The 22261-nt window shown below is 46.3% G+C and carries 16 protein-coding genes and 1 pseudogene; 11 read left to right on the top strand and 6 right to left on the bottom strand.

Annotation, left to right across the window (positions count from 1 at the left end; translation table 11 throughout):
• Positions 1–4: 4 nt before the first annotated feature.
• The 6 genes from A3GK_RS0101550 to A3GK_RS0101525 form a co-directional block, all read right to left on the bottom strand.
• Positions 5–544 (bottom strand): RNA methyltransferase, encoded by a 540-nt coding sequence (locus A3GK_RS0101550; RefSeq protein WP_018027772.1) that lies wholly within the window; start codon positions 542–544, stop codon positions 5–7.
• On the bottom strand, positions 544–2400 hold the full coding sequence (locus A3GK_RS0101545; protein ID WP_018027771.1) for an AMP-dependent synthetase/ligase: 1857 nt from the start codon (positions 2398–2400) through the stop codon (positions 544–546). Before A3GK_RS0101545 ends, A3GK_RS0101550 begins: the two co-directional genes overlap by 1 nt.
• Positions 2401–3852: 1452 nt before the next feature.
• Complete coding sequence (locus A3GK_RS0101540) at positions 3853–4701, bottom strand: MBL fold metallo-hydrolase (RefSeq protein WP_018027770.1); 849 nt, start codon at positions 4699–4701, stop codon at positions 3853–3855.
• 3 nt (positions 4702–4704) lie between these two features.
• Positions 4705–5763 (bottom strand): asparaginase, encoded by a 1059-nt coding sequence (locus A3GK_RS0101535; protein WP_018027769.1) that lies wholly within the window; start codon positions 5761–5763, stop codon positions 4705–4707.
• A gap of 75 nt (positions 5764–5838) precedes the next feature.
• Positions 5839–6651 carry a zinc transporter ZupT gene (gene zupT, locus A3GK_RS0101530; protein WP_018027768.1) on the bottom strand — a complete coding sequence of 271 codons (813 nt, stop codon included), beginning with the start codon at positions 6649–6651 and terminating at the stop codon, positions 5839–5841.
• 6 nt (positions 6652–6657) lie between these two features.
• Positions 6658–7992, bottom strand: a complete 1335-nt coding sequence (locus A3GK_RS0101525) for a UDP-N-acetylmuramoyl-tripeptide--D-alanyl-D-alanine ligase (RefSeq protein WP_018027767.1) — start codon at positions 7990–7992, stop codon at positions 6658–6660.
• A gap of 255 nt (positions 7993–8247) precedes the next feature.
• Between A3GK_RS0101525 and A3GK_RS11135 the strand changes: the two genes are divergently transcribed.
• The 11 genes and pseudogenes from A3GK_RS11135 to A3GK_RS0101475 all read left to right on the top strand — a co-directional run bounded on the left by A3GK_RS11135 (position 8248) and on the right by A3GK_RS0101475 (position 22261).
• Positions 8248–8478 (top strand): 4Fe-4S dicluster domain-containing protein, encoded by a 231-nt coding sequence (locus A3GK_RS11135; protein ID WP_021903009.1) that lies wholly within the window; start codon positions 8248–8250, stop codon positions 8476–8478.
• A gap of 33 nt (positions 8479–8511) precedes the next feature.
• Entirely contained in the window at positions 8512–9591 is a 1080-nt protein-coding gene (locus A3GK_RS0101520; protein WP_018027766.1) for a 3-methyl-2-oxobutanoate dehydrogenase subunit VorB, read from the top strand.
• 13 nt (positions 9592–9604) lie between these two features.
• Positions 9605–9865, top strand: a complete 261-nt coding sequence (locus A3GK_RS0101515; protein ID WP_244860711.1) for a hypothetical protein — start codon at positions 9605–9607, stop codon at positions 9863–9865.
• A gap of 22 nt (positions 9866–9887) precedes the next feature.
• Positions 9888–10685 carry a thiamine pyrophosphate-dependent enzyme gene (locus tag A3GK_RS0101510; protein ID WP_018027764.1) on the top strand — a complete coding sequence of 266 codons (798 nt, stop codon included), beginning with the start codon at positions 9888–9890 and terminating at the stop codon, positions 10683–10685.
• 21 nt (positions 10686–10706) lie between these two features.
• Positions 10707–11267 (top strand): 2-oxoacid:acceptor oxidoreductase family protein, encoded by a 561-nt coding sequence (locus A3GK_RS0101505; protein ID WP_018027763.1) that lies wholly within the window; start codon positions 10707–10709, stop codon positions 11265–11267.
• A gap of 205 nt (positions 11268–11472) precedes the next feature.
• Positions 11473–12123 (top strand): DUF3575 domain-containing protein, encoded by a 651-nt coding sequence (locus A3GK_RS0101500; protein ID WP_018027762.1) that lies wholly within the window; start codon positions 11473–11475, stop codon positions 12121–12123.
• 15 nt (positions 12124–12138) lie between these two features.
• Positions 12139–13578 (top strand): DUF3868 domain-containing protein, encoded by a 1440-nt coding sequence (locus A3GK_RS0101495; RefSeq protein WP_155799403.1) that lies wholly within the window; start codon positions 12139–12141, stop codon positions 13576–13578.
• A gap of 1404 nt (positions 13579–14982) precedes the next feature.
• A pseudogene (locus A3GK_RS10245) lies at positions 14983–18275 on the top strand (SusC/RagA family TonB-linked outer membrane protein).
• Positions 18276–18297: 22 nt separating this feature from the next.
• Positions 18298–19839 carry a RagB/SusD family nutrient uptake outer membrane protein gene (locus A3GK_RS0101485; protein WP_026161638.1) on the top strand — a complete coding sequence of 514 codons (1542 nt, stop codon included), beginning with the start codon at positions 18298–18300 and terminating at the stop codon, positions 19837–19839.
• Positions 19840–19854: 15 nt separating this feature from the next.
• On the top strand, positions 19855–20964 hold the full coding sequence (locus A3GK_RS10240; RefSeq protein ID WP_018027759.1) for a zinc-binding metallopeptidase: 1110 nt from the start codon (positions 19855–19857) through the stop codon (positions 20962–20964).
• Between the two features lie 16 nt (positions 20965–20980).
• Positions 20981–22261, top strand: a complete 1281-nt coding sequence (locus tag A3GK_RS0101475; protein WP_081605295.1) for a DUF4302 domain-containing protein — start codon at positions 20981–20983, stop codon at positions 22259–22261.

The raw sequence follows: 22261 nt of genomic DNA, 5'->3' as shown, positions 1-22261 counted from the left end.
TCATTTACTCTATCTCCCTCAATTCACTTAGATACCACATCACAATCCCCCCGGCGACACTGACGTTCATCGAGTGCTTGGTGCCATATTGCTCTATCTCCACCACTCCATCCGAGAGGTCAATCACCTCTTGGTCCACGCCATCCACCTCATTGCCTAGCACAATGGCAATCGGTTGGCTCTTGCCTAGATGTTCCTTGAGCTTGGGCAACTTCACCGAGCCTTCCGCCTGCTCAAGCGACCAAATAGTATAGCCCTTATCTCTTAGGAGCTTAATTGCCTCCTGCGTCCGATCAAAGTGCCACCAATCGACCACCTCCTCAGCCCCGAGAGCACTCTTATGTATCTCAGAGTGAGGTGGTTGACCCGTAATACCACAGAGATAAAGTCCCTCTAGCCTTAGAGCATCCGCCGTGCGAAAGATAGCCCCCACGTTGTGCATACTTCGGATATTATCCAGTACCACCACAATCGGTCGCTTCCCAGCCTTGGCATACTCCTGAGGGCTGATACGCCCCATCTCCTCTATCCTCAGCTTCCTCATCACTTCGTAAGGTCGGGCAACTGATGATATGAGTAGAGGTCACGAATCGCCTCCTCATAATACTTCTCCACTACTAATCTCTTGGTCTTCAAACTATTCGTGAGCATGCCATTGTCTATTGACATCGGCTCTGTAAGGAGGTAAAACTTCTTGACCTTCTCAAACGAAGCCAGCTCCGCGAGTTGAAGATCAATCCGCTCCTCCAATAGCGAGTACACCTCAGGGAGCTTTGAAAGTACTTCAAGCTTCTCTGGGATATTCTCCACCCCTCTCTTCTTGAGCTCCTCAATCACTAACGACCACGATGGGTAGATCAAGGCACTCACAAAGCTACGACCATCGGCAATCACTACCGCCTGCTCAATAAAGGCATCAGAAGTGAGTAGGTTTTCAATCACGTTAGGGGCAATATACTTTCCATTCGCCGTCTTAAAGAGATCCTTAGCCCGCTCCTTAAAGAAGAGATTCCCCTCAGAGTCCATAGAGCCGAGGTCGCCCGTACGGAACCAGCCATCACTAGTAAACGCCTCAGCATTCGCTTCTGGAGCCTTATAGTAACCCTTGGTGACGGTATCTCCCTTGACTAGTATCTCTCCGCCGGCTTGCTCATCAATCTTCACCTCAACACCACCTAGCGGGCGACCAATAGAGCCAAATTCAAAGCCATCCATGTGGCAATAAGTGACCGTGGCAGTCGTCTCAGTAAGACCATAACCATAGACAATCGGCACCCCGATGCTGAGCAAGAAGGCTTGTACCTTATCGGCTAAAGCAGCACCAGCAGTAGGGAAAACGAGCCCTCGCTCTACCCCCACCTTTTTCTTCACCCTATTCAATAGAATCATAGAGTAAAAGCCATATTGTAACTTGAGCCAGAAAGGTGGCTTCCTCCCCTTTGCCCGATACTCAAAGTGGTACTTCCGACTTACCCTGAGTGACTCATCGGCAATCTTCTTGAGCAGTGGAGGGAAGCTCTGCATCTTTTCATAGACACCCACATAAACTTTCTCCCAAAAGCGGGGTACATTGCACATATAGTGCGGACGCACCTCAGCCAAACTATCTAGAATCTTCTTTGGATTGCGATTAATGGCTATCTTCACCCGCATGGAGAGGCAAAGGCAGCACCACATCGCTTCGAAGATATGAGTCATGGGCAAGAAGTTCATACTGACATTGCCTGGCTTAATCTCCTCAATCTCCTTGCTGTGCTGTGTGATCGCCCACTGAACACTGCGGAAACTGATCTGCACCCCCTTAGGCACCCCACTGGTACCACTCGTATAGAGGATAAGTGCCGTATCATCAAGGTCCCACAGCTCCCGACGCTTCTCCAGCTCTACCTCCAACCCTCTACCCTCAGCGATGCGTAGGAAGTCCTCAATATATAGCGACTCCTTATCCTCCCCTATTCGTTCAATCGCACGATCAAAGAGTACCAATTGTACCTTTTGCTCCATCCCTGATATCGCCTCAATAGCAGCAAGATACTGATCCTGCTCGCCCACAAAGAGAAGGTGCGTCTCACTATGCTCCAGCATCATACGCACTTGGGTGGCAGAACTAGAGGCATAAAAAGGGATCGCAATGCTCCCCACCTCAAAGGAGGCAAGATAGGTGGCTAGAAATAGCTCGGAATTCTCCGAAAAGATAGCAATACGGTCGCCACGCTCCACACCATTGTGAAGCATCGACACCGCTATCCTCTGCACAATGCTCCCAAACTGAGCCCACGTCATCTCCTCCCAACTCCCAGAGAGTGGGTTACGGGTTAAGAGACAAGTCTCCTTGGCATACTTCTTAGCATACGCCCTAGGAACATCTACAATCGGTAAAAAAGGGTCGGGAAGTCTCATAGCTTACATCACATCATCAAAAATTGTATTACCTACAATCACAAAGGTACAAAAAATCTAAGAAGCCCTATTCACACGTGTGCCACAAGCCAGGGGAGGACGTGATAGAAAGCTCACGCCGTATGATTTTAGCGGGGTTCTATGAGTAAGGACCTCGGAGAGGTCCGTGCTAAATAGGCACAGGTCAAGGCACGCAGTGCCGAAGACCTGTGTATAGATGGTGTAAAATACCCTTACGACCCCGGCTGAGGGGTCGGACAATCCAATCTAGAGGTCTGACCCCTCAGCCGGGGTCAAGGAGGTGGTGAATATGCTCTTACACACAGGTCGTTCGGGGCTAACGCCCCTTCGACCTGTGCCTATTTAAGAGGGACCTCTGCCGAGGTCCTTACGCCATTATCCTCTACAGATTGTATTTCATCATTCGTACAACTGTCTCTTCTAATGCGTAATCCCTGGCAGTACCTATAAATAATTTGCCATCAAGGTTATATTAACATTTAAGACAATGAAACGGGAGATAAAGAAATAGCTAGATAGAGAGTCCCCCAAAAAGGGCAACGTTGCAGATTCGCTCACTGCAACGTTACTATCATTGTCCCTCATCTGTCACGTACCTGAGCACAACTCCTTCACCCAGATGAGGGCCTGCTGTCCAGCATCCACCCACTCCGCATCCTTAGCCCTTGCATCTCAACCATTCTGTACCTCCTACAGACGCTGTTGACTATGCACACGCAAAGTCATTTGTGATAGCTTTGCGTGTGCACTGTCTTAACCCTTGTTTTAATGGAATATATACTCTGAAACGAAATCTCGAGAAAAAATCCAGCAGGGTTCACTGTGTCCTAATCCTTGTTCTAATGGAATATGGTCTGCGACCGTTTAGACTTGTCTAGCTTTGACACAAGCAAGGTAACGTCTTAATCCTTGTTCTAGTGGAATATGGTCTGCGACCCCTATTGGTAGGCGGTCAGGATACGTTTATAAAGTCTTAATCCTTGTTTTAATGGAATATGGTCTGCGACAGCACCTCTCTTAACTCTATCTATTTGAGTGACTTATCTTTTTGAACCCCCTAAAAAGTGGGTAAAAAGGGGTCTCTCAAATTGATGTGCAAAGTTACCAACTATTTTTGAATGATGCAATAGGTTAATTTTGAATTGTCCATCACCAATTTTTAACGGTCTATAAAAGTAGAATTATACCCCATTTCAATTGTTGGTAGAGTAGAGAAAAAGTTGAGATGCAACTAAGCAAATGACGAGTTGCAACTAAGCATTTGCTTTGTTGCAACTAACCGATTGCTTAGTTGCATCTCATTTTCTGTCTATATAGGATACTGTAAATCAGCAAGTTATAAATTAGTCAGAAAAGGATTTTAAGGGGCAGTAGATTTCGTGTAATAGAGACTATCACACAAGGACGAATAGATGTAAACCCAATACTGGCTTAGCGGAGGTGGTAGATGGGGGAGCACTCGCCACGTTTGAGTACAACTACCTGTAGGTCTGTAAGCTCTCGGTGCTGGAGGGCATTGAGGTGGGTAGTGAGGGCGAGTTCGGGAGTATTATTTTCGCCACTGAGGTGGCAGAGGGCTAGGAAGCGGAGGCGGTCGCTGATATGCTCGGAGAGCATCTTTGCCGACTCGTGATTGCTGAGGTGCCCTATTCCACTAGTGATCCGCTCTTTGAGATGAAAGGAGTAGCTGCCATTCTGGAGCATCTCACGATCGTAATTGCTCTCAAAAACGAGGAAGTCGGCAGCAGCTACCTCGGCCACCACCGTCGGGGTCACCTGTCCTATATCGGTGACAAAGGTAAACCGACCTACCGGGGTATCTATGGCATAGCCTACATTCTCTGTGGCGTCGTGTGGCACCTCAAAGCTTCGAATACGTAGGTTACCAAGAGCCACCTCTCCGCCCACCTCTATGCGCTTCATATAGGCCGATAGTTCGGCGCTCGCCATACGGTGATATAAAAGGGAGCGCACCACGGCAGGACTAGCGTAGATGGGCCATTGGAACTTATGTGCCAATCGTGCGGCTGCTCGGGTATGGTCGTTGTGGTCGTGGGTGATGAATATCCCCACAATCTGCTTGGGATTGATCGCCAACTGCTCAAGGTGCTTTTGAAACTTACGGATACCGATTCCCGCATCTAGGACAATGGTCTGCTCGCCATAGGTGAGGAGCCCACAATTGCCACAGCTTCCACTGCTGAGGCTCACAAAGGTGAGGGCTGGCTCACCATTGCCTTGACGAAATAGCGGGCCTAGTATCTCTTCAGACAGCTCCATGCATCAGAAAGGCGAAAATTCGCCTCTGAGGTTGACGCCCATATAGTGCTTCACCTGCTCGCTATCCTCCAGCAGTCCAAGGAGATACATCAGCTTAGCTACCGCTGCCTCAGCGGTCATATCATAGCCACTGAGCACGCCGGCACTGAGGAGTGTCCGCCCCGTCTCGTATCGCTTCATCTGAACTTTGCCCTGAGGGCATTGGGTGACGTTAACGATGACGATGTCACGTGCCACCCCCTCTCTCACCACTTTCATAAAGCGCTCATTGGAGGGGGCATTGCCACTGCCAAAGGTCTCTAGCACTATTCCACGCAGACCAGGGGCATTGAAGCAAGCATCAATCACCTCGGGTGATAGGCCAGGGAATAGCTTGAGGAGGAGCACATTGGTATCCAACTTAGTGTGGGTAGTCAGTGGACCAGTGGGATGTGGTAGCATTGAGTGCTGATTGAAGTCGATCTCAATCCCTATCTCCGCAAGATTGTGGTAGTTGGGCGATTGGAAAGCATTGAATTGGTCAGCACTCACCTTGGTAGCTCTATTGCCACGGATAAGGTTGTTATTGAAGAGGATACACACCTCATTGACTGCCGCCCTACCCTCACTATCCTTGCTCGCTGCCACCTCAAGGGCGGTGAGTAGATTTTCCTTGCCATCGGTCCGAAGCTTGCCAATCGGCACTTGAGAACCGGTTAGGATAATTGGTTTGCCAAGGTTTTCGAACATAAAGCTGAGCCCAGAGGCGGTATAAGCCATGGTATCGGTACCGTGAAGTACTACAAATCCATCGTACGCATCGTAGTACTTGGTCACCATCTCAGCAATCTGCACCCATAGGTCTGTACCCGCATCGCTAGAGTCACAGGGTGGCTCAAAGGTGAGGGTATCAATACCGAAGGGGAGCTGACTGATCTCCTGCACATGCTCTGCCACATAGGCAAAGTCGCATACTTCCAAACCCTTTGTGATGGGGTTTTCTAGCATACCTATTGTGCCACCTGTATAGATAAGTAGCACCTTGATCCCATTACTGGAAGGGGTTGTGGTCTTGATAGTCATAATAGTATTATTGGTTTTTTCTGACTACAAACTTACAACAAATAAATCAATTGAAGGTGAAAGCCCATTGGTGTGTTATAGGATTACGAGGGTGAGCGCCATGATGAGCATGCCGGCGATCACACCGATGATGGCGAAGTGGTGCTTGCCGTACTTCTCGGCTGCGGGAAGGAGCTCATCGAGGGAGATGTAGACCATAATGCCGGCAATCATCGCATTGAGTACGCCAAAGAGGCTTGGGGTGAGGTAGGGCCGAAGTAATAAATAGCCAATGAGGGCACCCAATGGCTCTGCCAACCCACTTGAGAAAGAAATCCAAAAGGCTTTGGCACGATTGCCAGTGGCGTAGTAGATAGGTACTGAGACTGAGATGCCCTCTGGGATATTGTGGATCGCAATGGCAATAGCAATCGGTAGCCCTAGGGTTGGCTCTTCGAGGGCGGTGAGGAAGGTGACCATTCCCTCGGGGAAGTTGTGAATGGCAATGACCACAGCCGAAATCAGACCAGTACGTGCGAGGGCTGAGGTAGATAGGGGGGTGGGTTTGTGAGGTTGATTCATCATCTCTACCTCTACTATCTCGTGTGGGTTGTCTCTCTCGGGCACCAGTAGGTCAATCACCATAATCAATAGGATACCGCCGAAAAAGCTGAGAAGGGCATAAAGGTGACCCATGGACTTTCCGTAGATATCGGCCATATTGGCGAGCGATGTGGCATAAAGCTCTACAAAGGAGATGTAGATCATCACTCCTGCCGAGAGCCCTAGCGAGAGGGAGAGCATGCTAGTATTGGTGCGCTTGCTAAAGAAGGCAATGGCACTTCCTATTCCGGTGGAGAGGCCTGCAAAGAGGGTGAGCCCAAAGGCAATAAGTACTGCGTGGTCCATAGGCTTTTAACTATTGATCATCGTTTCAAGTAGTGGTAGGAGCTTCTCTAGCCCTATCCCATTGGACCCTTTGACCAGGATAACGAGGTCGGAAGGAAGCTCTTTGATCTCCTGTAAGTGGTGCTCTAGGTCGCTATTGGTGGGGAAGTGCTGCATCCCCTCCTGAGCCACTTTGGCAAACTCTTCGCCACAAAGAAGTGGGGTGATCTCGGGGTGGTGGGTGAGCCAATCTATTATACTTTGGTGCTCCGCTAGGCTATCTTGCCCCAGCTCTCGCATATCGCCGAGAAGCACCAGCTTGTGGGCGGAGTGCTGTGCCAAGATATTCTCGAGTGCCTCCATCATACTGGAGGGATTGGCATTGTAGGCATCGGCAATGATTTGACGTCCTTTTTGCCCCACCACCAACTGCGAACGGTGGTTGGAAGGGTGGTAAGAGGCAATCGCCTCAGCCACTTTTTCTGCGGAGATACCACAGCTTGTGGCAAGAGCGGTGGCGGCCAAAATGTTGTAGGCGTTGTATTTGCCCACCAATTGCGAGGTGATGTGCTGGCACTCGCCATGGATAAGCAGCTTCATCTTGAGATATGGGTTGCACGCCACCTCAGCCCCTTGTATTGTGGAGTGCGTGGTGATGCCGAAGCCGATGCTTTCGCTCCCTTGCCACCGCTCCCGTAGGAGTGGGTCGTCCATATTGAGGATGATCTTGCCGTGATGTGCCAAAAGGTAATCAAAGAGTTCGCTCTTCGTCTCTAGGATACCTTGTTGCGAACCGAAGCCCTCGAGATGGGCTCGCCCTACGTTGGTGATGACGCCTACCGAGGGGTGGGCAATCTCTACCAATTCCTTGATATCACCACGTTTACTGGCACCCATCTCGATGATTGCCACCTGATGCTCGGGGCGAAGTCGTAGGAGGGTGATCGGTACGCCGATGTGGTTATTGAGATTGCCCTCAGTGTAGAGGGTCGGCACCTCGGCGTGGGTCAGGATCGTTGCGGTGAGCTCCTTAGTGGTAGTCTTGCCATTGGTACCGGTGATCCCTAGCACCTTAAGGTGTGGATATTGGTCGCGGTGGTGGCTGGCGAGGGCTTGAAGTGCCACAAGGGTATCCTCTACCAGTAGGCATCTAGGCTCCCGCTCTGCCAGCTCGGGGCGAGAGACCACCGCAAACTTCGCCCCCTTCTCGAGGGCCGAGAGGGCATATTCATTGCCATCAAAGCGGTCGCCCACCAGAGCGAAAAATAGCACCCCCTCCCCTACTCTGCGACTGTCGGTGGAGACCTCCATACCACACTCGAGGTAACACCTATACAGCTCTTCTATCTTACTTCTCTCCATTATATTATCTATATCTTATCGTTTTGTCCGACCTTTTGTGGATGGTTTATGGGTTCGAATCCCATCCCAATCACAGACGCTTAATCGGGTCGGACAACCTATATGACCACCTTTTATTCATTCTATAGGTCAAAGGTACTAAAAATAATTGGGCTGATATTTGGTAAATGTGACAACCTTTTTGTAACTTTGGGAAGACGTAGCAATACGAGTACAACCTAACTGAATATAATAACACTTAAAAACCAAAACCACATGACTAAGACAGTAAAAGGGACCGTGGTGATCGACCAAGTTCGCTGCAAGGGGTGTAACCTCTGTGCCGTGGCTTGCCCGACAGGTACCCTAGCAATGCACCCTGTCGAGATCAACGACAAAGGGTATCACTTCTCTTATATGGCTAATCCCGAGAATTGTATCGGGTGTGCCAATTGCGGGCTAGTATGCCCCGACGCATGTATCACAGTCTATAGAGCTAAGAAGTAACTAACGAAGTAGACATTAACCTATAAGAAAAGTATGGAAAAAGAAGCAAAACTATTGAAAGGTAATGAGGCACTAGCCATCGGTGCGATCCGTGCTGGTGCGGATGGATACTTCGGGTATCCTATCACCCCACAGAGTGAGGTATTGGAGTGCTTGATGGAGCAGGCTCCTTGGGAGACCACCGGTATGGTGGTGCTTCAGGCGGAGAGTGAGATCTCCTCTATTAATATGGTGTATGGTGGTGCTGCCTGCGGTAAGCGTGTGATGACCACTACCTCTAGCCCAGGCTGGAGCTTGATGCAGGAGGGGGCTAGCTACTTGGCTGGTGCCGAGCTTCCTTGCGTCGTGGCCAACGTGATGCGTGGTGGCCCTGGTCTGGGTACTATCCAGCCTAGCCAAGGTGACTACTTCCAAGCTACTAAGGGTGGCGGTCATGGCGACTACCACTTCCTAGTACTTGCCCCCAACTCGGTACAGGAGATGACCGACTTTGTAGGCCTCGGATTTGACCTCGCCTTTAAGTATCGCAACCCTGTGATGATCCTTTCGGATGGAGTGATCGGACAGATGATGGAGAAGGTTCACCTCCCTGAGCAGAAGCCTCGTATGACGGAGGAGGAGATCCGTAAGAATTATAAGTGGGCAACGATCGGTCACGATGGTGATCATAGAGCTATTGTCACCTCTCTGGAGCTGCAGTCGCAAGTGATGGAGGAGAATAACCACCGCTTCCAGGCTAAGTACCGCGAGATGGAGGAGAAGGAGGTACGCTATGAGGAGATCCAAACGGAGGATGCTGAGTATATCATCGTGGCCTTTGGCTCTAGTAGCCGTATCGCTCAGAAGGTGGTAGAACTCTGTAGAGCTGAGGGTAAGAAGGTAGGATTGATCCGCCCAATCACCCTTTGGCCATTCCCCACTAAGCGTATCGCTGAGCTAGCACAGAAGGCTAAGGGCTTTATCAGTGTAGAGCTCAATGCTGGCCAGATGGTAGAGGATGTACGCCTTGCCGTTAATGGCAAGTGCCCTGTATATCACTACGGTCGTATGGGTGGTATGATCTTTGCCCCAGGCGAGATCAAGGAGGCTATGGCTAAGAGCTTTGGCTGGTAATCATATTGGATAAGTGACCTTTTTTAGAGACCACCAACCGATGTACGTTAGCGATAGTATAGACCAGCTACTCACGGTGCTATTTATGCTCGTGGCAGTCGCTGCCTTTGTGATCTTCTTTACCATCTCCGACCGCACTATATTTCTATATGTGGGTGGGGTGGCAGTGGTGCTTCGCCTTTTTCAATACGGCCGGCGCTACTATATGAAGCGTAAGCTACGTAAGGAGAGAAAGCAATCGCTAGAGAATGAGATCTCTAAAAAGGATATTTGACCTATTAAATAGATAGATAATTATGGAAATCAAACAACAGATAATGGGCGAGACCTCTGTGGATGTATCACAGCTAGTAAAGCCCGAAAACCTAGTATACGAGAGACCAAAGCTACTCACCGATGCGGTGATGCACTACTGCCCTGGCTGTAGCCACGGCGTGGTACATAAGCTGGTAGCTGAGTCTATAGAGGAGATGGGAATGAAGGACCGCACCGTAGGTGTAGCCCCTGTGGGGTGTGCGGTATTTGCCTACAACTATATAGATGTAGACTTTCAGGAGGCAGCTCACGGACGTGCACCTGCACTTGCTACCGCTATCAAGCGCCTGAATCCTGACCACTTGGTATTTACCTACCAAGGTGATGGCGACCTTGCTGCTATCGGTACTGCCGAGACCATTCATGCTGCTAACCGTGGTGAGAATATCACCATTATCTTTATCAACAACGCTATCTACGGTATGACAGGCGGTCAGATGGCTCCTACTACCCTAGTAGGTATGCCTACCACCACTTGCCCTGCTGGGCGTAATGTGGAGCTGAATGGCTACCCACTCAATATCACCAACCTCCTCAAGGAGCTACCAGGTGTATGCTACGTCACTCGCCAGAGTGTGCACACTCCAGGTAATATCCGCAAGGCAAAGAAGGCGATCCTGAAGGGATTTAACAACTCTATGAATCGCAAGGGTACCTCTATCATTGAGATAGTATCTACCTGCAATAGTGGCTGGAAGAAGAGCCCAGAGCAATCTAATAAGTGGCTGGAGGAGAATATGTTCCCACAGTATCCACTCGGAGACCTCAAAGATATTTAACCCATTAAATCGATAAGCGAGATGAAAAAGAGTTACGAGATAGTTATTTCGGGATTTGGAGGACAAGGAGTCCTCTCTATGGGTAAGATCCTTGCCTACTCAGGACTAATGGGTGGCAAAGAGGTGAGCTGGATGCCATCTTATGGCCCTGAGCAGCGTGGTGGTACTGCCAACGTGACGGTGATTATCAGCGAGGAGGGGATCAGTTCGCCTATCCTCAATGAGTATGATGTAGCGATTGTGCTCAATCAGCCATCCATGGATAAGTTCCTACCTATGGTAAAGAAGGGTGGAATCGTCCTCTATGATAGCAACGGTGTCTCCCACGTACCTGAGCGTGATGATATCAATGTATTCCGCGTAGATGCCGTGGACGAGAGTGTAAAGATGAATAATACCAAGGTATTTAACATCATCGTATTGGGTGGTCTGCTTAAGGTAGCCCCAATGGTGGATATCAATAATATTGAGGCGGGTCTCAAGAAGAGTCTTCCTGAGCGCCACCACAAGTTGATCCCACTCAACCTCGATGCCCTCAAAAGAGGTATGGAGATTGTAGTACAGGAGCGTGTAGCTAAGTAAAGCTCACCCCTGTAGAGTAAGTAAAAAGCCCCCTTCGGACTTATAATAGTCTGAAGGGGAGTTTTTTGTATATCGTATGCTTTTTGTATATTTGCAAAGATAATAATAGGACTTTAAGTCGCTATTCACTAAATCATATTGTTACTTCTGAAGTGAGTGGGGGCAAAGGGTCTGTAGATATTTTTAATTTTTGAGGATACATACTATGAGCAATAGATGTCAATCAAGTAGTACCCTACTCCTTCAGAGACTAATTTTGGGAGTGGCAGTGCTACTTATCGGAGTATCCACTTCGTATCGTGCTGAGGCACAGACAGTGGCACTCAAAAACAATCTCGCCTACGATGCACTGCTGACGCCCAACCTATCGATGGAGGTGGCTTTGGGAAAGCAATGGACCATGGACCTGCAGTATGGGGCGAACTTCTTTTTCTATGAGAATGATGCCACTGCAGAGAACTACAAAACCAAAAAGTGGAGCCACTGGATGGTACAGCCAGAGCTGAGGTATTGGTTCTGCGAAGCCTTTAACGGCTGGTTCTTGGGTCTGCACGCACAGGGTGGTCAAGCCAATGTGGGCGGTATCTCTATCCCCTTTGTATTGCAAAATAAAGATGGGGTGATGAAGGATAATCGCTACGAAGTAGACGCCTTTTATGGCGGTGGCTTGGCAGTAGGATACCAGTGGCTGATTACTCCCCGCTTTAGCATGGAGTTTGAGCTAGGTGCAGGATACAATCGCATCCACTACAACAAGTACCCAAGTACTACATGCGGTGCCTGTAAGGGCAAGGGTGAGGCCGATTATGTAGGCCCTACTAAGGCAGCTATCTCTTTGGTCTTTTTCTTGAAATAACAAATGATGATGAATATGATAAAGCGACTAAGTGGTGTGCTACTAGCCCTTTGCTTGGTAGCCCCAATGTTAAGTGCTCAGAGTAAGGGGAAGCAATCCACTCACCTTTGGAACTATTCTGAGCCAGTGATGAAGTATATCGCTGCTACTGAGCACGACCCTATAGCTCAGCTTTCTATACAGCTGGAGGTAACTCCAGAGAGAGAGCTGAAGAGTACCGAGATCATTAAGGTGCAACCTCTTCTGGTCTCTAAAGATGGAAGGCATAGATGCCAACTTCCAGCTACTTTTGTGGCAGGGTCCAACCGATACAAGTATATCAAACGAGCTGATAACCTCGGACACTCAAGGGTGTACCCCGAGGTAGCACTCAGTGATATACGCACGTGGAGGGAGGTGAAGGCTTCTCCTTTCGCCATTGCACAAAAGGTGCCATTCGAACCATGGATGGCAAGTGCTACCCTGATGATACAAGAGGAGCTATCGGGATGTGCCTCTTGTGGTGTACAAAACTATAGCAATCCTCTAAAGGCTGTGGATATTCCGCTATTCATTCCTGATATCAGCAAGATGGCTTATCACCAGCCTATGGTGGTGCGTCAGAAGGAGTATGAAGAGGAGTTTGTAAGCTATATCAACTTTAAGCTCGACCGCTATGAATTGCTGAAGGATTACAAGGATAATCAAAACGAACTCCGACGTATCGATGAATTTATCACTAAAGCACTGAAGCTAAATGAGCTTGGAGCTACCATCGGTAAGGTAGAGGTGACTGGTTTTGCTTCGCCTGAGGGTAACTTTGATTACAACCGCAGACTTTCACGCAATAGGGCCAATACTTTGATGAATCACGTGAAGGCTACTTATCCAGACTTGCTGAAGGCGGCAGAGTTTGAGGTGATAGGTGGCGGTGAAGACTGGGCAGGCCTTCGCCACGCACTATTCAATTCAACTGCTTCATTCAAGGATCAAGTGATCGCAATCATTGATAAGTACGATACCGATCTAGAGCGTGAGGCAGATATCAAGGCAATTGATGGAGGAGCTCTCTACAAGACGCTCCTTACTGAGTATTACCCACCACTCCGCCGGACTACTATTAAGACAAAGTACAAGGTGCGTAACTATACCACTGAGGAGCTACCTAAGGTGTACCAAGAGAAGCGTGAGCTGATGAGCCATAGCGAGTTGCTAGCACTAGCTATCAATCACTATGAGCAGCAAGGTAAAAGCCCAGTAGAAGTGCTTCGCTATGCCAATAAACGATTTGGTAAGGAGGATCCTATTGCTCGCTACAACCTAGCCCTAGCTATCCTCAAGTGGGAGCCTGAAAAGAGCAAAGAGGCACTGGAGCTTCTGAATACTCTGCCTAAAACCAGTGATGAGAACTATCTACGTGCAACGGCTCTATACCAATTGGGTGACCAAGAAGGAGCCTATAAGTTGATGCACTAAAGAGAAGGTAAAAGGGCTATATATACACTATTTTTGAGAAAGTATTCATTACTATTCTATCTATTTTGTTGAGTGATGTATAGCCCACTTATAAGGAATGGGAGTAGTGTAAAACCACTGCTCCCATTCCTTTTTATATAACATTGAAAATGGTTAAAAAAACACCGAAGTAGAGGATTTTCTAACCCACTGATATTCAATACCCTCATCTCATAAAAAACTGAGTTGCAACTAAGCAATTACTGAGTTGCAACTCGTCGATCGCTTAGTTGCAACTCGCTAATCGCTTAGTTGCAACTCAACTTTTACCCTCCTACCAAGAAGAAAAAAATATAGCGATACAAAGAAGTTAAACTAACTGTTAGGGAGTTGAAGAGCTGGGCATATCATTCTCAGTATAGCTTAGTCAATATATATTCGTCAAATAAACTCATTGGAGTATTATTGGGGAAAGGACCTCGGTAGAGGTCCGTGTTAAATAGGCACACCTATAAATGCCCTACGGCAAGACCTTCATAATGCGTGAACAAATTCATTGTGGATAGAGGTGTGAATAGAGTGTGAAAAACTTCTTGATAACTTTTGGGCTAAAAAATAGGTATTCTCAATTAATTTCTTACTACAAAAAGGTTGGAGAATCACAATAGTTATCACGAAAAAGTTACCAACTAATTACACACACATTCCCCAACACCCTCACCCACTATCATTAGCTCTCTAAAAGTTATCCACAGGATACTATAGCGTTATTCACATAGATGCTTCTTTTCTGAGCATTATAGGGGGAAAGGAGTGTGGGTAAAATGTGAATAGATTGTGGAGATAGGTGCAAAGCAAATACATCGCATTGGTCATAGCTTCGTAACTTCACCGTAGCTTTTACTCTACTCACACAATCCACAGGCTTTATCATATTCTATTACCATCTAAACAAAATCCCATCTATATATTCCCTTCCCCTACTCCCAACCAAATATATAAATAGAATAAAGAGGCGTGTGGAAACGGTGGAAAACCTCTGCAGACGAAAGTAGAGAGCACTGGGATAAACGGTATTCTATCCTATTCACTTTTTCCAATTTCTATACGCTTTAGTTATACATTAAAAATAAACCAGAGATAACCTACCTCTATTTTCCCTGTGATTTTAGCGTTTTTTTTTTTACACAAATTTGAATATAAGAAATATTATACCTATATTTGAGTTCTTAAGTATTCTGAGGACTGTGAAAAGACCTCTTTAACCTGAACAATTAAAAGCTAATTAATAACTTTTTTACTGAATTTATGAGAAGAATAGAACGCAAGGCTTGGCTACTTCCAATAGCCTGTTTTCTGCTCCCCGTCGTAAGTAACTCATCTAATGAGCTACTTGCCAATGACGAGAGTTCGAGCAAAACTTCAGTGGAGGTACAAGCTAAGACCATTACCCTAAAAGGGGTGGTACTCGAAGCTTCTAATGGTGAGCCCATACCTATGGCTACCATTCGTATCAAAAACCAAAACAAAGGAACCAATACCAATCTCGATGGAGAGTTTTCACTAGAGTGTAAGGTAGGTGATGTCTTAGTTATCTCCTTTGTAGGACTAGAGGAGCAAGAGTTTACCGTGAAAAACGCAGGCCCCGTCACTATCAAGCTCAAAGAATCCGCCGAGATGCTAGAGACAGTAGTAGTGACAGGTATGGTTGCTCAGGATAAACGTCTTTTTACAGGAGCTACAGATAAGCTAGATGCAAAGGATGTCAAGCTAGATGGCGTTGCGGACCTAAGCCGTGGTCTCGAGGGAAGATCAGCTGGTGTAACGGTTCAAAACGTATCTGGTACTTTTGGTACAGCTCCAAAGATTAGAGTACGTGGTGCCACTTCTATTTATGGTGATTCAAAGCCTCTATGGGTAGTTGATGGTGTAATTCAGGAAAATGTGGTGGAGGTAAGTGCCGATGCTCTTAGCTCGGGAGATGCTACCACATTGATCAGCTCTGCGATTGCAGGGCTTAACCCTGATGACATTGAGAGCTTCCAAATTTTGAAGGATGGTAGTGCGACTTCTATTTATGGTGCCAAGGCGATGGCAGGTGTGATTGTGATCACTACTAAAAAGGGTAAATCGGGTACGAGTAGCTTTAGTTACACGGGCGAATTTACCTCTCGATTAATTCCATCTTACAATGAATTCAATATTATGAATTCTCAAGACCAGATGGGCTTTTACGAGGAGCTACGTCAAAAGGGATGGCTTACTTTTGCAGAGACTTTCAGGAGTAGCACCTCTGGAGAGTATGGTAGAATGTACCAACTAACTCACCAATACAATCCTACCACTGGTCAGTGGGGACTGCCTAATACACCTGAGGCACGTGCTGATTACCTCCGTGCTGCTGAAATGAGGAATACTGACTGGTTTGCGGAGCTTTTCTCACCAGCTGTAATGATGAATCACTCAATCAGTATGAGTTCGGGTACTGAAAAAAATCAGACCTATGTATCCCTCTCTGTAATGACTGACCCAGGGTGGATGGTGGCAAGTAATGTCAATAGGTATACCGCTAATCTCAATAATACTTATCACTTCAGTGATAAAGTGAATATCAATGCGATTGCTAATGTCTCTTATCGTAAGCAGAAAGCACCAGGTTCTCTAAGTCAAGGAACGGATGCTGTAAATGGTACAGTATCAAGAGACTTTGATATTAACCCCTATTCGTATGCACTCAATACGAGTAGAACTTTGGATCCTAACGTAGCTTATACCCGTAACTATGCTCCATTTAATATTCATAAGGAGTTGGAGAATAACTATATGGATCTAGATGTATTTGATGCTAAGTTCAGGGCGAAATAAGTTACAAACCTATACAGAGTCTTACTTTTAAGGCACTTGGAGCATTTAAGTATTCTGGTACAAAACAGGAGCATAAGATTAAGGACGGCTCCAACCAGGCTCTTGCCTATCGTGCAATGGGGGATGCGACCATTGTAGATCGGAACCCATGGCTATACACCGACCCAGATAAGCCCAATTCACTACCATTTAGTATACTTCCTAATGGTGGATTCTACAACATCAATAACTATAAGATGTACAGCTACGACTTCCGCCTATCAGGTCAGTACAATACAGTATTTGGTGAGAGCCACATCTTCAACACTTATGCTGGTATGGAGCTCAATGCTCAGGATAGGTCTAGTGATGGATTTGATGGATGGGGTATGCAATACTCCAATGGTGAAGTACCTTTCTGGGAATATAATGCCTTTAAGCACATGAAGGAGGGTAATTCAGATTACTACTACCTATACAATACACGTGTACGTACACTAGCTTTCTTTGCTACGGCTACCTATTCTTATCAAGGTAAGTATACATTGACTGCTACTGGACGCTATGAGGGTTCTAACCGTTTGGGAAAAACACGTAAGGCTCGCTGGTTGCCTACTTGGAACGTTGCAGCCGCTTGGAATGCTCATGAAGAGGATTTCTTCCGCGATCACCTTTCGGATGTGCTTTCTAACCTAACGCTTAAAGCATCTTACTCACTGACTGCAGATGCAGGTCCACGCTGGGTAACCAACTCTCGTGTGATCATTGGAAGCTATAATCCATGGAGACCATCGGCAAGTGTAACTGAGTCGGGACTAGAGGTGCGTAATCTAGAGAATAGTGGACTTACCTACGAGAAAAAGCACGAGCTCAATGTGGGTGCTGATGTAGGTTTCTTGAATAATAGGATTAATCTAGCTGTTGACTGGTATAAGCGTAATAACTTTGACTTGATTGGGTATACCAATACTCAAGGTGTAGGTGGTGAAGTTAATAGAATCGGTAACGTAGCCTCTATGAAGAGTCACGGTCTAGAAGTTTCCCTATCAACTCAAAATATCAAGACAAAGGACTTCGGCTGGACTACTAGCTTTATCTTTGGTTACAACTCCAATGAGGTAACTAAGCTTGATAATCGTAGTCGTGTGATCGACTTTATTACTGGTACTGGATTTGCCCGTGAAGGTTACCCAGTACGTGGACTTTTCTCAATTCCTTTTGATGGACTTGATGAAGAAGGATTCCCTGTATTTAATATCAATGGGAATAAGATTACAAAAGACAATTATGGTGCTATCAACTTCCAGGATCGTGAGAATATCGATTACCTGAAGTATGAAGGACCAATTGATCCTACTATTAATGGTAGTTTTGGTAACATCTTTACCTACAAAGGCTTTCGACTCAACGTATTCATTACTTACTCAGGTGGAAATAAGTTGAGGCTTAATCCTGTATTCAGAAGCTGGTATAGTGACCTAGACGCTACACCTAAGGATTTCCAAGACCGTTGGATGGTGCCTGGTGATGAAAAGATCACCAATATACCTAAGGTGCTTTCTCAACTAGATGTGTACTATAATGGTAATAGCGACAGAGGTTACAATGCCTACAACTACTCTACAGCTAGGGTAGCAAAGGGTGACTTTGTACGTCTTAAGGAGCTATCACTCTCTTACGATGTACCACGTGACTTCTTAGAGAGCCGCTTGAATTATCTCAAGAGTGCTTCTGTAAAGCTTCAAGCTACCAATCTGCTACTTCTCTATGCTGATCCAGAGCTGAGAGGGCAAGACCCAGAGTTTTTCCAATCAGGTGGTGTCTCTGCTCCTGTACCTAAGCAGGTGACCGCTACGCTAAGACTTGGTTTCTAATCGTGATAGAATGATATTTGATATGAAAATAGTAAATAAAATAATAGCTACTTTATCGCTCTGCTCCCTAGTAGCCCTATCTGGATGCAATAAGTTTCTTGATACTATGCCAGATATGCGTGCAGAGCTTGATGAGGAGCAAAAGGTAACGCAGATACTTGTGGCTGCTTATCCCACACTCTTTCCTCTAGGAATATTGGAGCACCGTACCGACAACGTCGATGATAATGGAGATGCCTATCCACTTCCTGATATCTTTATCCAAGAGAATTATCATTGGAAGGGCAATACAGAGCCCGATTGGGATACCACTCAGAGACTTTGGCAGATGTGTTATCTGGCCATCTCCAATGCCAATCAAGCCCTAGAAGCTATTGAAGAATTGGGAGGTGCTACCACCCCTAGGCTCAAAGCTGCAAAGGCCGAAGCTTTAATGTGTAGAGCATATAGCCACTTTATATTGGTCAATGTATTTTCACAAGCTTACAATGGGCAGACCTCAGATTCTGATCTTGGTATACCTTATTCTACTGAGCCTGAGACTGAAATCGGTGTGAAGCATGAGCGTCCCAGCGTAAAGGAAAACTATGAGCAGATGGAGAAGGACATTCTAGAGGCACTCCCCGAAATATCTGAAGACTTTTATTCGGTACCTATGTACCACTTCAATAAGAGAGCTGCTCTAGCATTTGCTACACAGTTTTACCTCTATTACGAAAAGTGGGATAAGGCCGAGAAGTATGCTACAGAGGTACTAGGTACCAATATTGCACCTACTCTGCGTAATATCTCGGAGTATGCCAAGAAATATACCAATACCAAAGAGTGGACTTATGGCTATCACAGTGCTAAAGAGCCAGCCAATCTAATGATCGTGGCTACTCGCTCTCGCTGGGGTAGGAGGTACACGGATCGTAGGTATGCACATACTGGTCAGATCGCTAGTAAGCAGACACTTCGTAGCCCTGGTCCATGGGGTAGTCAATTGGTGGATTATGATGTACTCTACTACAGAGGCAATCCATCGCACATGGTGTGGTTACCTAAGTATCAGGAGATATTTGAATACACAGATGCTGTAGCTGGCATTGGCCAGCCTCACGTGGTAGTATTCCCATTCACTACGGATAAGACCTTACTCCTCCGAGCTGAGGCTAGAGTGATGCTTGAGAAGTATGATGATGCCGCTAGCGATCTATCTATGTGGTATCAATCCAAGGGTGGAAATGGTGCGACGACCAGTGATATTAAGAGTTATTACAAAGGTTTGATGGAGGATCCGGAAGAGGTGAGCCCAGTGACGAAGCCACTACATCCTAAATTTGAATTGAAGGAGGGTGATCAAACTTATATGATGCAAGCTGTATTGCATGCCAAGCGTATCCTTTCGGTACATAGTGGCGAAAGGTGGGATGATATCAAGAGGTATGGTATAGAGATTACCCATAATCTATTCCAAGAGAATCCTATCACCTTGAAGTCCGATGATCCTCGAAAGGCACTTCCTATCCCTGCCCCAGTAGTGGCAGCTGGACTAACTCCTAACCCAAGTAACAATCTCTAAATATTTAAGTGTGTTATGAATAAACTAATTAGTAAATATACTTGGTCGGTACTACTGATAGCCCTTATTAGTATGATAGCTATGGGCTGTAAGGGTGACCAACCTGATGAAAATAAATCGGTCGTAAAGAAGCCCACGACGGAGAAGAACGCCTTTGATAAATGGTTGGATAAAAACTATGTCAATGCCTATAATGTAGACTTCAAGTATCGTATGGAGGATAATGAGCGGGATCGGTCAAAGCAGCTAGTCCCCTCAACCATCGAAAACTCAATGAAACTGGCCAACATCTTCCGCCATTCATGGTTTGGTGTCTATGATGAGGTAGCAGGCATGCACTTTATGCGTCGATTGGCTCCAAGAATTATACATATCGTAGGCTCTGCATCGTGGAATAATGATGGAACCATCGTCTTGGCTACTGCTGAGGGGGGGCTTAAGGTGACCATTTATCGTGGTAACTGGGTGAATGAAAAAAATCCCGACAACCTCAACGAGATGTACTTCAAGACTATGCACCACGAGTTTACTCATATCCTTCACCAAAATGTCAAGTGGCCACAAGAGTATAATACCATCAGTGCAGGTGGTTATGCCCCTTCTTCTTGGCACAATCGTAAGAAGATGAGTGAATATGCAGAACTTGGCTTTGTGACGGCATATGCAGGCCACTCTCCTAGCGAGGATATCACAGAGCTTACCGCCTGCTATATTACCTATAGTCAGGAGCAGTGGGATAAGATATTCAAGGCTGCAGGAGAAGAGGGTAGTGCCAAGATTCATCAGAAGCTAGAGATTATGAAGACCTATATGAAGGATAATTGGAATATCGATATGGATGTCCTTCGCGACGTCAATAATCGCCGACTTCATGAGATCCCACAGATGCAATTGATCCTTCCTGATTGGGAGCCACTATTTGCCAATGTAGAGGTGCCAATGGCTGCTCCTACCAAAGCTGCTCAGGAGGCCTACTATAAGGCAGGTAGGATAGCACTTGAGAAGCAAATAAAGGTAGAGCCTAAGGACGCTAAGTTTGGTTCTCCTACCTTATGTTACATAGCTACTCAGATGGGTGATCATCTTGATGACGAAAGCACAGAGGCAGCTACTTCTAACGATTAAAACAATCAATTGACCTATGAAACGATTTAATATATATAGTTTGATGGCGGCACTATCACTCTTGATACTGGGTGCTTGTACGCCAAAACATGAGTCACTTTTCGACGAGTCCGCTAGTGAGCGTACTGCCAATGCTATGGCCGCACTTCAGGAGAAGCTACTCAGCTCTCCAAATGGCTGGATAGCCGAATACTATCCAGGTGAGCCAAGTGGTGAAAAGCAGTACGGTGGCTATGTGATGAGCATCATATTTACCAAAGATGGTGAAGCATTTATTTCCTCCGAACGAACTAGATCTAGCGATCATAAGTATTCGCGTGGTCAGTATGTGGTTAGTTCGGATGCAGGTGTGTCGCTCAACTTTGTTACCTACAATGAAGCACTACACTTCTTCGCTGACCCAGATTATCGTGTAGGGGCAGGTGTAGGTTTTGGCTATGAAGGTGATTTTGAATTCCTTCTAAAGGAGGAGACTAATCCCGATGAGATCATCTTAAAGGGCAAGAATAAAGGACAGATACTAAAGCTTATCCGTCCAAAAACCAGCTCCGAGGATTATCTTGAGGCCTGTATGAAGAGTTACGATAAAGTCTTTGATTGGAATTTGATCGAAGAGCAGGTCAAAGACTCCTACGCAGGTAAAGTAGGTGGTAAAGATATGGTGCTGTTCTTTGATAAAAACAACACCTTTTACTACATCAATGACGAGGGCAATGAGGTGATTGTTCCCTTTATTCCTACCGATAAAGGCATCAAGTTTCAATTGCCACTCAATGGTGTTACTGAGCTCACCTACGATGCCAGTACTGCTACCCTCAATGCTGAGAATACCTCTTTATCTCTTAGAGAAGACCCCAATTACAAGTACTATGCAGAGTATCTTGGTGAGTATATCGTGAAGGATTCTAAGCATGAGTATAATGTCACCTTCGAAAAAGCAGGAAGCACTAAGTACAAGGTTACATGCCCAGATTGGAATTACTACTTCTATGCCAACTTTGATGCAAAGAATAGACGGTTCGCAGTCTATGTCCAGGAGATTGAGTCCAAGCCTGGCACTAAGCTAGCTATGTGGGATACTACAGAGGGATATCTTACATGGGGTAATGAGGAGATCGGTATGTACTCAAAGCAAATTGAGACGGCTGATGGCTCTATTGCCTATAAGCTGGTGGACAACAAGGTTTGGGGCTCATATAAGGCTGATTCCTTCTATCTGCGGGATGTTAAAGGAAAAAAATTGGACAAAACTCTCAAACCTAATAAGATTATTAGACCTATCTTTATTAAGAAGTAA

This window comes from Porphyromonas somerae DSM 23386 (assembly GCF_000372405.1).
GTDB lineage: Bacteria > Bacteroidota > Bacteroidia > Bacteroidales > Porphyromonadaceae > Porphyromonas_A > Porphyromonas_A somerae.
This window is presented reverse-complemented; position numbering and strand designations above follow the sequence as displayed.

What these genes read in the sequence shown, in the direction of transcription:
- A3GK_RS0101495 (WP_155799403.1), top strand. Translation starts at nt 12,139, where the DNA reads ATGATAAAGCGACTAAGTGGTGTGCTACTAGCCCTTTGCTTGGTAGCC.
- A3GK_RS0101475 (WP_081605295.1), top strand. Translation starts at nt 20,981, where the DNA reads ATGAAACGATTTAATATATATAGTTTGATGGCGGCACTATCACTCTTG.
- A3GK_RS0101540 (WP_018027770.1), bottom strand. Translation starts at nt 4,701, where the DNA reads ATGGAGCTGTCTGAAGAGATACTAGGCCCGCTATTTCGTCAAGGCAAT.
- A3GK_RS0101535 (WP_018027769.1), bottom strand. Translation starts at nt 5,763, where the DNA reads ATGACTATCAAGACCACAACCCCTTCCAGTAATGGGATCAAGGTGCTA.
- A3GK_RS0101525 (WP_018027767.1), bottom strand. Translation starts at nt 7,992, where the DNA reads ATGGAGAGAAGTAAGATAGAAGAGCTGTATAGGTGTTACCTCGAGTGT.
- A3GK_RS0101520 (WP_018027766.1), top strand. Translation starts at nt 8,512, where the DNA reads ATGGAAAAAGAAGCAAAACTATTGAAAGGTAATGAGGCACTAGCCATC.
- A3GK_RS10240 (WP_018027759.1), top strand. Translation starts at nt 19,855, where the DNA reads ATGAATAAACTAATTAGTAAATATACTTGGTCGGTACTACTGATAGCC.
- A3GK_RS0101510 (WP_018027764.1), top strand. Translation starts at nt 9,888, where the DNA reads ATGGAAATCAAACAACAGATAATGGGCGAGACCTCTGTGGATGTATCA.
- A3GK_RS0101500 (WP_018027762.1), top strand. Translation starts at nt 11,473, where the DNA reads ATGAGCAATAGATGTCAATCAAGTAGTACCCTACTCCTTCAGAGACTA.
- A3GK_RS0101505 (WP_018027763.1), top strand. Translation starts at nt 10,707, where the DNA reads ATGAAAAAGAGTTACGAGATAGTTATTTCGGGATTTGGAGGACAAGGA.
- A3GK_RS11135 (WP_021903009.1), top strand. Translation starts at nt 8,248, where the DNA reads ATGACTAAGACAGTAAAAGGGACCGTGGTGATCGACCAAGTTCGCTGC.
- zupT (WP_018027768.1), bottom strand. Translation starts at nt 6,651, where the DNA reads ATGGACCACGCAGTACTTATTGCCTTTGGGCTCACCCTCTTTGCAGGC.
- A3GK_RS0101485 (WP_026161638.1), top strand. Translation starts at nt 18,298, where the DNA reads ATGAAAATAGTAAATAAAATAATAGCTACTTTATCGCTCTGCTCCCTA.
- A3GK_RS0101550 (WP_018027772.1), bottom strand. Translation starts at nt 544, where the DNA reads ATGAGGAAGCTGAGGATAGAGGAGATGGGGCGTATCAGCCCTCAGGAG.
- A3GK_RS0101545 (WP_018027771.1), bottom strand. Translation starts at nt 2,400, where the DNA reads ATGAGACTTCCCGACCCTTTTTTACCGATTGTAGATGTTCCTAGGGCG.